We start from the raw sequence: 12276 nt of genomic DNA, 5'->3' as shown, positions 1-12276 counted from the left end.
GTCTTGTTGAGTGTCGGGTTTCAGCGGCTCGTGCCGAGAATGGCGGCGCGGTGCGCGGCCACGTCGTCAAGCCGGTCATTGCGGTCGCGCATGACTTCTTCGGTGGTGAATGGGGCGATGTCCTGGCGGCCTGTCAGCGCGGGCAGCATCCAGTTCATCAGCTCGGCGATCTCGCTATTTGTCAGCGATGAGCCGGACGTGCCGGGCACCTGAATCAGGAAGGCGCGCCCGGCAGCGGTGGCCAGCAGTTGCGGCACGGTGACGCGCATGTCCGGAATCCCGGCCGCGGGCTTGCCGGAGCCGTCCGGCAGGTGACAGCCGGAACAGTGCAGCACGTAGCTGGCGTGACCGCGCTGCAGCTGGCCTTCTGCGTGCGCGGCGCCTGCCATCAGTACGGTGGCCAGCGATGCGAGGGCCAGGCGGAGCGCGGCGTGCCACATATCAGTTCGCCGCGTCGCGCAGCTTGCGCACGGCGCCCGGGGTCTTGCGGGCGGCGCGTGCCTGTGCCAGCGCATCGGTGCCCACCGTGGCCGCTTCCAGGCCATTCTGCGTGCCGAGCCAGGCCAGCACGGCGGCCAGCGAGGCATCGGGCAACGTGCCGAAGGCCGGCATCACGCCGTTGAACGATTGACCCTGCGATTCGATCGGGCCGGCCATGCCATGCACGAGCACATTGGCCAGGTAGCTCTGGCCCACAGGGGAGCCCAGGCGCTCGCGCAGGGCATTAGCCAGCGGCGGCGCCACGCCCGGGATGCCGCTGGCATCGTTGTTGTGGCAGGCGGCGCAGTTGGCGGCAAACACATCCTTGCCTTGCGCGGCGAGATCCGCGGCGCTTGCCGTGGCTGCCGCGCCTGCGAGCGCGAATGCCAGATAGAGGGGATGCAGTCGGGACTTCATTCTTGCACTCCGAGAATGATCGAGGTGGTGCAATGGAACATGGTGCTGGAGTTGCTCATGCACCAGTTGACGTCGTTGTGCACGCCGAGCTTGTAGCCGGGGCGTTCGCGCTCGTTGGTGTTGCACTCGCAGCGCCCGCACGTGGTTTTGCCGCAGCAGTCGTTGTAGCTGACCATGTAGTCCTTGCCGTCGGCTGGGTTGCGGCAGGTGCCGACCCACGACACGCGCGACGGCTCCGTGCCCGGCGGACAGGTGGTGGAACTGCCGCCGCAGCACGAGCACAGGAAGCCGTCCACGGCGCAGTACTTCCAGTAATCACAGGAGGTCTCGTCCACGGCCTTGCCAGTCCTGGCGCCATGCGCCGCCGCGGCATGGGCGCTGCGGTCGAACGGCAGTACCGGCAGTGCCACCGTGCCCACCATGGCCTTGCCGAGCGTGGCCAGCACGCTGCGGCGCCCGGTGCGCTGCGCGGCCCGGCGGGTCTGGCGTTCGAAAAGCTTGTCAAACCACATCGTCGTGTCTCCTTGCCGCTCAGGCATGCGTTTCCAGGAACTGCTGGACGGACGCCACGTTCATGTCCATGGCCGTGAACAGGCTTTCGAGCTGTTCGCGGGAATTGACCAGCCCCTTGGCGCGTAGCGTTCCCTGCTGGTCCAGCAGCACCGCATAGGGCAGCTTGCCGATCTGCAGGTGCATGCCCAGCTCGCGCGACAGCACGTAGTCGAATTCGCCCAGTCCGGCCTGGCGCAGGAAGGCCAGGTGCTCGGGCTGCTCGCCGTCGGATGCCAGCACCACGCGCAGCCACCTGCCTTCGCTGGCGCGGATCGACTTCAGGACGGGAATCAGCTTCTTGCAGACTGGGCAGGTCGGCGACAGGAAGAACAGCAGCGTGCTGGCCGGCTGCGTGCCGCCCACGGTGACGGCCGTGCCGCGCACGTCCTGCAAGGCAAACGGCGACAGCGGCTGGCCCACGCGCGGACCGGCGTCGATCATCAGCGCGCCCATCGGGGCCACGCGTTCATACAGGATGCCGACCTGGCGCGCGAGCGCGTAGAGCCCGAACAGCAGCGCCAGCACGGCGATCCACAGCACGATATTGGCAATGACAAGTGCAGTCATGACAGTCTCACGAAGAATGAAGGGGGAAAAGAATCAGGCGCGCACCGGACCACGGGCGCGGCCGGCATTGACCAGGAGTTGCGTGGCGCCGAGCCACATGACCAGCAGCGCCAGCGCGATAAAGCCCGCGGCGGCGAAGTCGAGCGCAGCCATGGAGCGACCGTTGCCGGCGCTTGCCGACGCAGCGGCGATGACCAGCACCGCCAGCAGCGCGGCGTTGCGCCACAGCAAGCCGCCGGACAGCGGCATGCTGTCGTCCGCGCCGCCGCAGCCGCAGCGGATATCGCGCCGGCCCCGCAGCAGGTTGATGGCCACGGCGCCGGTTGCCACGCCGGCCACCGCGATGGCGGTCAATGCCGAAGCCGCCTGCAGCGGCATCAGCGCCAGCAGCAGCACGGCTATGGCTTCGAGGCCGAGATAGGCGAATGCCACGGGGCGCGACCATGCGGCCGGCACCAGGCGGTATGCATCGACCGCGGCATGGAAGCGGTCCGGCTCGCGCAGCTTGGGCACCACCGAAAGCAGCAGCACGAGCGCGGCGGCCGCGCTGCAGGCCGCGGTGACGACCGGGTCGCCGATCAGGTCCTGGGCGGTCATTGGTGCGCCTCCAGTTGCACCGAGTTCTCGCTCACGTTGTCCATGCGCGCCACGGGCTTCAGGTTGCGCGCGGGATCCAGCGCGACCACGCCGGCCTTGGCGGCATCGAGCGCGTAGACGACCGGCTGGCTGCCTTGCGTGATGGTCATGGCCAGCGCGTTCTGCCCCGGCGCACGCGCCACGCGTTTCTGCCGGGCCAGGTCGACGGTCCAGATCTCGGTTGCCGGACTCTTGTGCGAGCCCTCGCGGCTGCGTGGGTGCATGCCGACATAGAGCCGCTGCGTGGCCGCGTGCAGCGTGAAGAGCTGGTAGCCGCCCGGCTTCCAGCCACCCTTGACATCGGCGTCGGACACGATTGGCCACGGCTTGCCGAAGGCGGGTGCCTCGCCCGACAGGTCGGCCGTGTAGACGTTGCCGTTGAAGGAGACGAAGTACAGCGTGTCGCCGATGCGTTCCGAGTGCAGGAAGACCGGGTCGGCGTCGGGATCGAACATGCGCGCGCTGCGCTTCTGGCCGGTGGGCTGGCCTTGCGCGTCGTGCGAGACGGTCAGCAGGCCGCCATCGCTGCACAGCGTGCGAAAGCGCTGGCTCGATGCGGCCGTGGCAAAGATGCCCCAGCAGCCCGGCGTCTGTGTCTCCGCGACGAACTTGCCCGCCTGCAGGTCGACGATGCTGACCGAAGTGGCCGGCGTGGCGTTCTGCACGTACAGGAAGTGCCCGTCAGCCGACACCGCGATGATGCCGCGGTAGTTCAGCGACTGCGCATGGCGCGGCGGGATCACGATCTCGCTGCGGTAGGCGAGCGTGTCGGCATCATAGATGCTGACGACATCAGTGCGCTCGCCGCGCGTCAGTCGCGGGTAGTAGGTCGAGACAACGTAGAGTGAACGCTTGTCGGGCGACAGCACGGACTGGCCGCCGAAGCCCGTGGGCAGCAGGCCGAGGTACTTCATCTTGCTGCCATCGACCACGTGCAGCCGGCCGTCCACCATATGGCGGAAGGCCACGTCGGAGATATACAGGCGGTTCTCGTCGGCGGGCGGCAGCGGGGCCACCGTCAGGGTCTCGGGCGGGAGGTCTTCGGCCACCGCGGCGCCGGCGCCAAGCGTCGCGGCAAGCAAGAAGGGAATCAGGCGCCGGGCCTTGCGCCCGGCTTCCCGCGGCGCACGCGCTGGCGTGCTGCTGGCGTCAATCACGACTGGCTCCTGTCTGGGCTGGAATGGAGCCAGTCTATGAACGGCGGCCGGTCAGGCGTTAGCCGGGATCGGCAATCGGCATACCGGGGGAATTACTGAGTCGGGCCGTGGGAGTGGCGCAGCGGAAAGGGGTTCCATGCGCCGGAATGGCGCAGGATTCGGCTTCAGGCAGGGCTGGAGGGATCACCGGAAGGGGTGCTGCACCGTGCGCAAGCATGGCGGCGACTGGCGGACTATCCGTTTTTGGCAACGTGTGCGAGGCGTTAGTCCGGCGCTGCGCCGCTGGCGGCATGCGAATTCGGACGAGTTGCCTGCTGCCACCCCCCTCCAAGCGCCAGGAACAGATCGATCTGCCGCATGGCCACCAGGCTGTCCGATTCCGCTACGGCGGCCTCGGCATCGGCCAGCGTCCGTTCCGCATCCAGCCGTGCCAGATAAGGAGTACGGCCAGCCTCATGGCGCCGCCGTTCCTGCCGCGCCGCATCCGCGGCCTGGTCGCGCGCAAGCCGCAGCGCCTGCTGGCGCTCCAGCGCGCGCGTGTAGGCGCTGAGCGCGGTTTCCGTCTCCTGCAGGGCCCGCAGCACCACGCCATCAAAGTGCGCCAGCGCCGCATCCGCGCCGGCTTCCATGCGGGCAATGCGCGGCCGCACGCCATTGGTCGGGAAATTCCAGCTCAGCATCGGGCCGAGGCTCCAGCGTGCCGTAGGCCCGCTGCCGAGGTCGCTCAGCAGTCCGGTCAGGCCGGCCGACGCGCCGATCCGGATGCTCGGATACAGGTCGGCCGTGGCTACGCCGATCTTGGCCGTGGCGGCGGCCAGTTCGCGTTCGGCCTGGCGGATGTCGGGCCGGCGCTTGAGCAGCGCGGCGCCGTCGCCCACTGGCAGCGGCTGCTTCAGTACCGGTTCTTCATGGCATTCGATGTCCTGTGGCGCCAGCGCCGCCGGCGCCTTGCCGAGCACCAGCGCCAGCCTGAACCTGGCCGCTTCGCGAGCAGCCTCCAGCGGGGGCAGGGCGGCGCGCAACGCATCGGCGCGCGCCCGGGCGCGGATGGCATCGGTGGGCTCGGCCCGGCCGGCGGCCGCCAGCCTTTGCGTGGCGTCGGCCGCGCGCGCCTGCAGCGCGATCTGCTCGCGCGCAACTTCCAGTTCGTGGCTGGCCGCGCAACCCTGCACGTACGCCCGGACCGTTTGCGCAACCACGCCGACGCGGGCGAGGTCCAGGGCGGCCTCGCTGGCCTGCACGTTCGCATGCGCGGCTTCGTCGGCCCGCGCGAGCTTGCCGAAGAAATCGATGAGGTAGGACACGCCCGGGCCGATATCGCCCAGATTGAAGACCGGCGGCTTCGTGGTCTGCAGATAACTCTCCCCCGAGAGCTGGGCGCGCGCCATGCTCGCGCCGATGCCGCCCTGCGGCAGGTTCTCGGCCTCGACCTCATGGAACGCGGCCGCGGCCCGGCGCAGGTTGGCCGACGCCACGCGGAGGTCGGTATTGGCCGCCAGTGCTTCGCGCACCAGGCGGTCGAGGCGCGGGTCGTCATAGAGCTGCCACCACGCGTCGGGAACGGGGCCGACCGATACTGCCGGGCTGGATCCGCCCGTCAGCGGACCGTTGGCGTCGGCCGTGCGGACCGCAGCATGGTCGGGGACGTGGTAATCGGGTCCGACCGTGGTGCAGGCAAACAGCAGCGGGACTAGCGGCGCCAGCCAGGCGCAATGCCAGGTCTTCACGGCCTGCGCTCCGCGGACGGTTGCTGCACGGATACCGTGGCCGTGCGTCCCGACACCAGGCGTACGTCGGCGGGGATCGCCTCCAGCGTGATGCGCACCGGCACGCGCTGCGCCAGCCTTACCCAGTTGAACGTCGGGTTCACGTTGGGCAGCAGGTTCGAACCGGCGCTGCGGTCGCGGTCCTCGATACCGGCCGCAATGCTCTGCACATGCCCGCGCAGGTGGCGCGGCTCGCCCATGATGTGCACATCCACCGGGCTGCCGATGCGGATGCGGTGCAGCTTGGTTTCCTCGAAATAGCCTTCCACATGAAACGACGCCGCATCGACCATGGACAAGACCGGCCGGCCTGTCGAGACATAGTCGCCCAGACGCGGCAGGCGGTCATTGAGGGAGCCATCGGCGGGGCTCAGCACGCGGGTGCGCTCCAGGTTCAGGCGGGCCAGGCGCACGCTGGCGTCGGCCTGGGCGAGCGCGGCTTCGGCTTGTTCGACGCGGGCGCGGCCCTGTTCGGCGACTTCGCCGGCGACCAGGCCATCGAGCGACCGGTTGCGCGCGGATTCGCGCCGCGCCTGCGCCAGCGTCGCGCGCAGGGCGGCGGCGTTGGCCGTGGCCTGCTGCAGCGCCAGCGCGTAGCGGTCGCGATCGATCTCGAACAGCACGTCGCCGCGCCGCACCGGCTGGTTGTCGCGCACCAGCACGCGCGTCACCAGTCCCGACACATCGGGGGCAATCTGGACGATATCGGCGCGCACGTGGCCATCGCGCGTCCAGGGTGCGGCCGTGTAGTAATCCCACAGGTGCCGCAGCACAAGGACAGCGGCTACGACGGCCACCAGCGTGGGCAGCAGCTTGAGGAGGGAACGAGTTCTTGGTGTCATGTCGGCAGCTTGAGACCGAGGGCGACCACGCCGCCCAGGACAATCACATAGAGGCAGAGATTGAAGAGAGAGCGATGCCACACGTGCCGGTAGAAGCCCACGCGCGCCAGCAGCAGGCGCACGCACGTCGTGAGCGCGAAGGCGGCGAGCATCACCACCAGCAGGGCCGGCACGAATACGCCGTACAGGTCGATTTCAGTGTTCAACGTGGGCTCCCGAGGCGGGCGTGGCGGGCATTGCGGGCTCATGCAGCGTGACGCGCAGGACCACCAGCGCGGCAATGGCGTCGTCATGATTGCCGGGCAGTGCGCCGACCTGCGCCATGGCCGCATCGATGCTGCCCGGCAGCGCGGCGGACGTCGCTACGGCGTCCACGTGGCGAAGGCGTGCGCGGTAGTGGCGCGCCACCAGCGCCAGCACGCGCCGCACCGGACGTCGCGCGGCCGAAGGCATGGACGGCAGCGCGCGTCGCAGCGCCAGCGCGCAAAAGCCCACATGCAGCTCGCTGAAACCATCGGGGCCCGCGCGGCTGGCGCCGAGCCGCGGGACCAGCTGGCCGAGTCGGTCCAGCATGCGCGCGCCAAGCTTCGCGTCATGGTCGGCGCCAGGCCAGGCGGCAGCGCCGGCCAGGTCCTGCCAGCTGGCGCGGATCAGCCGGTGCGCGGCCACGCTGGCGCCGAACGGTCGCGTCGCCAGCGCCCACAGCGGCGCGAACAGCATGGCGGCGGCATTGGCCAGGCTGCCGTTGAAGGTGCCGAGGAAATTGGCGTCGTAGACGCTCTGGATATTGGCGAACGAAGCGGTGTTCACCGACAGCAGCATCGCGATCAGGTTGAAGCCCGGACGGGCGATCAACATGCCGATGCCCAGGTAGGGCACGGCCAGCATCCCCGCCAGCGTCTCGAAGCTCTGCGCGTGCGGCACCACCAGGAACAGGTAGAACGAGGCCACCACCAGGCAAACGGCGCTCCAGCGCAGGAAGGAGCGCGCCACCGGCCGCGGCTCGTCGATGGTGGCAAAAAAACAGCAGGCAATGGACGCCACCGCGACCGCGCCGGCGCCCTCGGTCCATCCGGAAAAGATCCAGAGCAACCCGGCACAGAACACGGCCAGGCCCGTGGAGACAGCACCGAACAACAGCATGCCGTGGTCATGATGGTGGGCGTTCCTGGCTGGCACGGCGTCCGCGGCCGGCATCGCGCTGAGCGTCGGAAACGGCCGGTCGGGCCGGTCGCCGATACCGTGCTGCAACGCTGCGCAGTCGCTGCATAGTGCGGCCAGCCGGGCGAGCTGGCTGCTTGCCGCCGTCAGCAGGCGTTCATGCCAGGCATCCGCCGCGGCATCAGCCAGTGCGGTTCGGTCGATCTGCGGTGCAGTTCCCGTCATCCCCGAGCGCAGCCACTGCGACAGCGCGGCCAGCACGAGCGAGAGCGAGTCGGGTACGCCGGCCGGATGCCTGCGCAGTGCTTGCAGCACCGCCGACAGCGCGGACAGCAGCGGCATCAGCGCGGTCATGCGCGCGCGCAGCGCACGGGCATGGCGCAGCGACGCGGCGCTCTCGGTGTCGTAGGAAAGCTGGGCCATCAACTGGTCCAGCGCCAGGATGTCGGCCGCGAGCCGGTGGCGGCCGGCGTCGGCGCGCGGGTTCGCGCACAGGATGTCGTCCGCCCAGGCGGCGGCGTCCGCGAGCCAGCTCGCCGCGCGGGCGCGCAAGGCCGGCGCCACCTTGGCGGGCAGGAGGATCGACCCGACCAGCCCCGCGCAGACAATGCCGATCACGATTTCCTCGATGCGCGCCACGGCGACATCGAAGATCTGCGCGGGCTGGTCCACCGCCGGCAGCGCCACGATCGGCAGCGTATAGGCCGCCAGCAGGAACACATAGGCGCGCGGCGACCGCTGCAGCGTGGACAGGTAGACCAGCGCTACGATCCACAGCGAGATGGCGGCCATCAGCACGATCGGCATATTGACCAGCAGCGGCACGGTGGCCACGGCCGCTGCCGCGCCCAGCACCGTCCCGGCCACGCGGTAGGCGGCCTTGGAACGCGTGGCGCCGGTCAGCGGATGCGAGACGAAATACACCGTCGCCATGGCCCAGTAGGGCCGCGGCAGGCCGAGGGCCAGCGCGATATAGAGCGCGAGCATCGCGGCCAGGAATGCCTTCAGCGAGAACAGCCACTGTCGGGCAATTGGCCGCATCGCCATGGGTGGGAATCGCACAGTTCGTGATTGGGGGCGCATCGTGTGCCGCCTGGCCGGTCTGGTTGCCGGCTGCAGGCGCAAGCGAAGCGTGGAAGCGAAGTGTAGTCAAATGGCGCGCATTCCAATCATGATTTAAAATTCCATACTTCATTCCATATTTTCATGGAAGTGCCGAATTCGCCATGCCCATCGATATCCGTGCCCTGCGCTACTTTGTTGAAACCGCGCGCCTGAGGAGTTTCACGCAAGCGGCGACCTCGCTGTTTGTCACGCAGTCGACCATCAGCAAGATGGTGCGGCAGTTGGAAGACGAGGTCGGGCAGCCCTTGCTGATCCGGGAAGGCAAGACCGTGCGGCTGACCGACGTGGGCCGCGTGGTGTATGACCGCGGCCAGGAGGCGCTTGGTGTCGTGCACCGGTTGACACTTGAGGTAGCGGATCTGTCTTCCCTGGGCCGTGGCCAGTTGACCGTGGGCATTCCACCGATGGTCAACCTGTTCTTCTCGCCGGCGGTGAGCGCCTTCCGCAAGCGCTATCCGAACCTGGAGCTGAGCCTGGCCGAGCATGGCGGCCATCTGGTGGAACAGATGGTGGCCAGCGGGGCGCTGGAAGTGGGCGCCACGGTGCTACCGGTGGACAGCGGGCTGGAACTGGCCACGCAGACGTTCGCCAAGTACCCGATCTGGGCGGTGGGGCCGCGCAAGGCACCGTGGGCGCGCGGGAAGACCGTGAGCCTGGCGGCGCTGAGCGACGAGCCGCTGGTGTTGCTGACCGAGGAATTTTCGCTGACGCACAAGTTGCGGCTGGCGTTCCTGGAGGCACGCATCGAGCCGCGCGTGGTGGCGCAGAGCGGCCACTGGGATTTTCTGGCTTCGATGGCGGCGGCGGGGCTGGGGACTACGTTCCTGCCGCAGCCGTTCCTGGCCCGTCTGCAGGACCGCGACAACCTGGCCGTGGCCCGGCTGACCGAGCCGGACATGGACTGGGCGCTGGCGCATGCCTGGCTGCCGGGCCGGTATCTGTCGCATGCCGCCAGGGCCTGGCTGGCGGTGTGCGAGGAGGTGCTGGGCGGAAACGGGGTGTCGTCCTGAGCATCTCGCCAGTGCCGCGGTCTGTCTCGCGAATCATGCAGGACGGAGACTCACCACCGAAGCAGGCGCGGCGCCAGCAGGGCACCGATTGCGGCAGGCACCAGCATGCCGAGGACGTACCATACGCCCCAGAACGCGACGCCCATCTCCGGACAGTGCAGGCAATAAGCCAGCGTCGCGACCGCGCCGGACAGCAGGCCGCCCGCGGCACCTGCCAGCCGCAACCGCGTCGGCGCCAGTCCGCGCAAGGCCCAGAACACGGCAATGAATACCGGCACGGACAGCATGGCGATATTGAACGGACAGACGCGCCAGGTTTCTCCAAGCACCGCCGCGGCGCGTTCGCCGGCCGGTGTCCGGGCCAGCACATAGAGTGCTGCCAGCCAGACGGCCGCAAAGGGCACGGTAACGCCCGGCCAGCAGGCGCCGGTTGCCATGCCGGGACGCGCCAGCCGCGTCGCCATCCACAAGGCGCCCAATGCCAGCGAGAGCGGCAGCGTCACCTTGGCCCAGAACAGCGGGGTGGCGGCGACCTCGGCCAGGTCGGCGCGAAAATGCAGCGTGGTGGCCACCAGCACGGTCGCCAATGCCGCGCCCGCCGCCACGGCCAGGCCAAAGCGTCGCCCGACCGCGTGGCGGTCCACGGGCGCGACGCCCGTGGCCAGCATGGCAATCAAGTCGTCTGTCTTCATCGCGTTCCTCGAATCTTCGCCGCGAGCGCCTTCAGCCCGCGATGCACGCCAACCTTCACCGCCGATTCCGACATCCCGGTCATCTTCGCGGCCTCGCTGACGGACAATCCCTCCAGTTTGACGTGCACGATCGGCAAGCGCTGACGGTCCGGTAGCTGCTCGAGCAGGAGGTTCAGGTCCCGCTTCGCCTGTGCAGGCTCCAGGTCCGGCGCTGCCAGCACGTCCTGCGCCGAATCCAGCGGATCGCTCAGGGCATCGTGTCGCGCATACGCGCGAAAATGGTCCGCGAGCTTGTACCGGGCAATGGCATGCACCCACGCCGTGAGCGGTTGTCCCGGCAGGTAGGTATGGCGCGCGTTATGCACGGCCAGCAGGACTTCCTGCGTCAGGTCCTCGACGTCGCCCGCTTGCTGCGGGAGCCGGTTGCGGAAGTAGCCCCGCAACATGGTGGCCAGTTCGGTGAGACATTGCGCGTACGCCATCTGGTCGCCGGCCAAGCCGCTCGTAAACAGGTCGAGCAGGCGAGCCTCCCGCCTTTTCAGCGCATCCTGTTCGACAGTTCGCTCCATCGATCGATTTGGTTACACCGAGCCACTTGGATGGCGCGAATTCTACGCTGCGGCGGCGGTTATGCGTGTTGCAAGGCGCACGGACGATGGGGTGGTTCCGCGCAGTGGCAGCACTGGCCGCATGCCTAAGAACCAAAAAATCTCCAACCGCTGTAACCGGACCCGCTCCTGCCGCGAATTTCCCATCAGACGCACACAGACCGTGTGAATCTGGCACCCGCCGGCACGGCGTGGCGCGATGTTCCATCCACCGGGACGCCCCGGTCCAACGCTAGGCAACGAGGAGTCAAGATGAACAAGATCGCTATCGCCGTGGTTTCCGCAGCGTTCCTGATTGGCGGCACCACCGCATACGCCCAGACCGGCGGGTCGATGGCCAAGGATTCGATGGCCAAGGACTCGATGTCGAAGGACAGCATGTCGAAGGACACGATGTCCAAGGACGCCATGTCCAAGGACGCCATGTCGAAGGACAGCATGTCCAAGGACAACATGTCCAAGGACGGCATGCACAAGGACAAGACGGGCAAATCGAAGTCGCACGACAAGATGGGCAAGGAAGGCGATGCCATGTCCGGCGGCATGAACAAGTAGCACTGGACCGGGCAAGCTTGACCAGGCGCCGTGCGCGGCAACCTGTCGTGCACGGTGGCAGGATTCCTGAGGAGGCCGACATGGAACTCTCGCATGACGCTGTCGATGCCCGCGCTGCCCCGCGCAGGATCCAGCCCGGGTGGCTGCGACTCTCGCACTGGCTCAACGCGCTGGCCGCCGTGGTGATGATGCTGTCGGGCTGGCGCATCTACAACGCTTCACCCGTGTTCGCCGGGTTTCGCTTCCCGGCCGACATCACGCTGGGCGGATGGCTGGGTGGCGCACTGCTCTGGCATTTCGCGGCCATGTGGCTGCTGTTTTTCAACGGGCTGTTCTACCTGGCGATGAACGTCGCCACGGGGCGGTTTGCCCGCAAGTTCTTTCCGCTGAGCCCGCGCGCCGTGCGGGAGGACCTGGTTGCCGCGCTGCGGGGACGTCTTTCTCATGCGGACCTGAGCCACTACAACGCCGTGCAGAAACTCGCCTACCTGCTGGTGATGATCGTGCTGCTCGTGCTGGTGCTTTCCGGCATCGCCATCTGGAAGCCCGTGCAATTCCCGCTGCTGCGCGAACTGATGGGCGGCTACGACTTCGCGCGTGTGGTCCATTTCTGCGCCATGTCGTTGCTTGCCGCCTTTGTCGTCGTGCATATCGTGATGGTGGCGCTCGTGCCGCGCAGCCTGCTGACAATGATTCGCGGACGCTGAC

General features: G+C 68.3%; 15 protein-coding genes. 3 read left to right on the top strand and 12 right to left on the bottom strand.

What is annotated here, in order from left to right; all coding sequences use genetic code 11:
• Nucleotides 1-20: 20 nt before the first annotated feature.
• The 10 genes from AC3FKH_RS11010 to AC3FKH_RS10965 form a co-directional block, all read right to left on the bottom strand.
• Nucleotides 21-440 carry a c-type cytochrome gene (locus tag AC3FKH_RS11010; protein ID WP_488675440.1) on the bottom strand — a complete coding sequence of 140 codons (420 nt, stop codon included), beginning with the start codon at nt 438-440 and terminating at the stop codon, nt 21-23.
• 1 nt (nt 441) lies between these two features.
• Nucleotides 442-897 carry a c-type cytochrome gene (locus AC3FKH_RS11005; protein WP_488675438.1) on the bottom strand — a complete coding sequence of 152 codons (456 nt, stop codon included), beginning with the start codon at nt 895-897 and terminating at the stop codon, nt 442-444.
• Complete coding sequence (locus tag AC3FKH_RS11000; protein ID WP_488675436.1) at nt 894-1409, bottom strand: methylamine dehydrogenase light chain; 516 nt, start codon at nt 1407-1409, stop codon at nt 894-896. Before AC3FKH_RS11000 ends, AC3FKH_RS11005 begins: the two co-directional genes overlap by 4 nt.
• A 19-nt stretch (nt 1410-1428) precedes the next feature.
• The gene (gene mauD / locus AC3FKH_RS10995; RefSeq protein ID WP_488675434.1) at nt 1429-2016 is read right to left on the bottom strand and encodes a methylamine dehydrogenase accessory protein MauD; all 588 of its coding nucleotides are present in this window, start codon (nt 2014-2016) and stop codon (nt 1429-1431) included.
• 33 nt (nt 2017-2049) lie between these two features.
• Entirely contained in the window at nt 2050-2613 is a 564-nt protein-coding gene (locus AC3FKH_RS10990) for a MauE/DoxX family redox-associated membrane protein (protein WP_488675432.1), read from the bottom strand.
• A complete protein-coding gene (locus AC3FKH_RS10985; protein ID WP_488675430.1) occupies nt 2610-3809 on the bottom strand; it encodes an amine dehydrogenase large subunit in 1200 nt (399 codons plus the stop codon). The genes AC3FKH_RS10990 and AC3FKH_RS10985 overlap by 4 nt, the downstream gene beginning before the upstream one ends.
• A gap of 263 nt (nt 3810-4072) precedes the next feature.
• A complete protein-coding gene (locus tag AC3FKH_RS10980) occupies nt 4073-5536 on the bottom strand; it encodes an efflux transporter outer membrane subunit (RefSeq protein ID WP_488675428.1) in 1464 nt (487 codons plus the stop codon).
• Entirely contained in the window at nt 5533-6417 is an 885-nt protein-coding gene (locus tag AC3FKH_RS10975; RefSeq protein ID WP_488675426.1) for an efflux RND transporter periplasmic adaptor subunit, read from the bottom strand. The genes AC3FKH_RS10980 and AC3FKH_RS10975 overlap by 4 nt, the downstream gene beginning before the upstream one ends.
• Nucleotides 6414-6623, bottom strand: a complete 210-nt coding sequence (locus AC3FKH_RS10970) for a DUF1656 domain-containing protein (protein ID WP_483711596.1) — start codon at nt 6621-6623, stop codon at nt 6414-6416. The genes AC3FKH_RS10975 and AC3FKH_RS10970 overlap by 4 nt, the downstream gene beginning before the upstream one ends.
• A complete protein-coding gene (locus AC3FKH_RS10965; protein WP_488675424.1) occupies nt 6613-8625 on the bottom strand; it encodes an FUSC family protein in 2013 nt (670 codons plus the stop codon). Before AC3FKH_RS10965 ends, AC3FKH_RS10970 begins: the two co-directional genes overlap by 11 nt.
• 179 nt (nt 8626-8804) lie before the next feature.
• On the opposite strand from AC3FKH_RS10965, the gene AC3FKH_RS10960 reads away from it, so the two are divergent.
• Nucleotides 8805-9713, top strand: a complete 909-nt coding sequence (locus tag AC3FKH_RS10960; protein WP_488675422.1) for a LysR family transcriptional regulator — start codon at nt 8805-8807, stop codon at nt 9711-9713.
• A gap of 50 nt (nt 9714-9763) precedes the next feature.
• Here the strand turns inward: AC3FKH_RS10960 and AC3FKH_RS10955 are convergent, their stop codons facing one another.
• Together AC3FKH_RS10955 and AC3FKH_RS10950 are read right to left on the bottom strand one after the other, a co-directional pair.
• Nucleotides 9764-10405 carry a DUF1109 domain-containing protein gene (locus AC3FKH_RS10955; RefSeq protein ID WP_488675420.1) on the bottom strand — a complete coding sequence of 214 codons (642 nt, stop codon included), beginning with the start codon at nt 10403-10405 and terminating at the stop codon, nt 9764-9766.
• On the bottom strand, nt 10402-10974 hold the full coding sequence (locus AC3FKH_RS10950; RefSeq protein WP_488675418.1) for a sigma-70 family RNA polymerase sigma factor: 573 nt from the start codon (nt 10972-10974) through the stop codon (nt 10402-10404). Before AC3FKH_RS10950 ends, AC3FKH_RS10955 begins: the two co-directional genes overlap by 4 nt.
• A 291-nt stretch (nt 10975-11265) precedes the next feature.
• On the opposite strand from AC3FKH_RS10950, the gene AC3FKH_RS10945 reads away from it, so the two are divergent.
• Together AC3FKH_RS10945 and AC3FKH_RS10940 are read left to right on the top strand one after the other, a co-directional pair.
• Nucleotides 11266-11568: a pentapeptide MXKDX repeat protein gene (locus AC3FKH_RS10945; protein WP_488675416.1), complete on the top strand. Its 303-nt coding sequence runs from the start codon at nt 11266-11268 to the stop codon at nt 11566-11568.
• Between the two features lie 80 nt (nt 11569-11648).
• Entirely contained in the window at nt 11649-12275 is a 627-nt protein-coding gene (locus tag AC3FKH_RS10940) for a cytochrome b/b6 domain-containing protein (protein WP_488675414.1), read from the top strand.
• Nucleotide 12276 lies beyond the last annotated feature (1 nt).

This window comes from Cupriavidus sp. 21MJTG02-4 (assembly GCF_057798975.1).
Note: the sequence above shows the minus strand (reverse complement) of the source record. Positions and strands in the feature narration are given on the sequence as shown.

Coding starts and splice junctions, on each gene's coding strand:
- mauD (WP_488675434.1), bottom strand. CDS start 2,016: ATGACTGCACTTGTCATTGCCAATATCGTGCTGTGGATCGCCGTGCTG.
- AC3FKH_RS10950 (WP_488675418.1), bottom strand. CDS start 10,974: ATGGAGCGAACTGTCGAACAGGATGCGCTGAAAAGGCGGGAGGCTCGC.
- AC3FKH_RS10940 (WP_488675414.1), top strand. CDS start 11,649: ATGGAACTCTCGCATGACGCTGTCGATGCCCGCGCTGCCCCGCGCAGG.
- AC3FKH_RS10955 (WP_488675420.1), bottom strand. CDS start 10,405: ATGAAGACAGACGACTTGATTGCCATGCTGGCCACGGGCGTCGCGCCC.
- AC3FKH_RS10965 (WP_488675424.1), bottom strand. CDS start 8,625: ATGGCGATGCGGCCAATTGCCCGACAGTGGCTGTTCTCGCTGAAGGCA.
- AC3FKH_RS11000 (WP_488675436.1), bottom strand. CDS start 1,409: ATGTGGTTTGACAAGCTTTTCGAACGCCAGACCCGCCGGGCCGCGCAG.
- AC3FKH_RS10960 (WP_488675422.1), top strand. CDS start 8,805: ATGCCCATCGATATCCGTGCCCTGCGCTACTTTGTTGAAACCGCGCGC.
- AC3FKH_RS10990 (WP_488675432.1), bottom strand. CDS start 2,613: ATGACCGCCCAGGACCTGATCGGCGACCCGGTCGTCACCGCGGCCTGC.
- AC3FKH_RS10945 (WP_488675416.1), top strand. CDS start 11,266: ATGAACAAGATCGCTATCGCCGTGGTTTCCGCAGCGTTCCTGATTGGC.
- AC3FKH_RS11005 (WP_488675438.1), bottom strand. CDS start 897: ATGAAGTCCCGACTGCATCCCCTCTATCTGGCATTCGCGCTCGCAGGC.
- AC3FKH_RS10975 (WP_488675426.1), bottom strand. CDS start 6,417: ATGACACCAAGAACTCGTTCCCTCCTCAAGCTGCTGCCCACGCTGGTG.
- AC3FKH_RS11010 (WP_488675440.1), bottom strand. CDS start 440: ATGTGGCACGCCGCGCTCCGCCTGGCCCTCGCATCGCTGGCCACCGTA.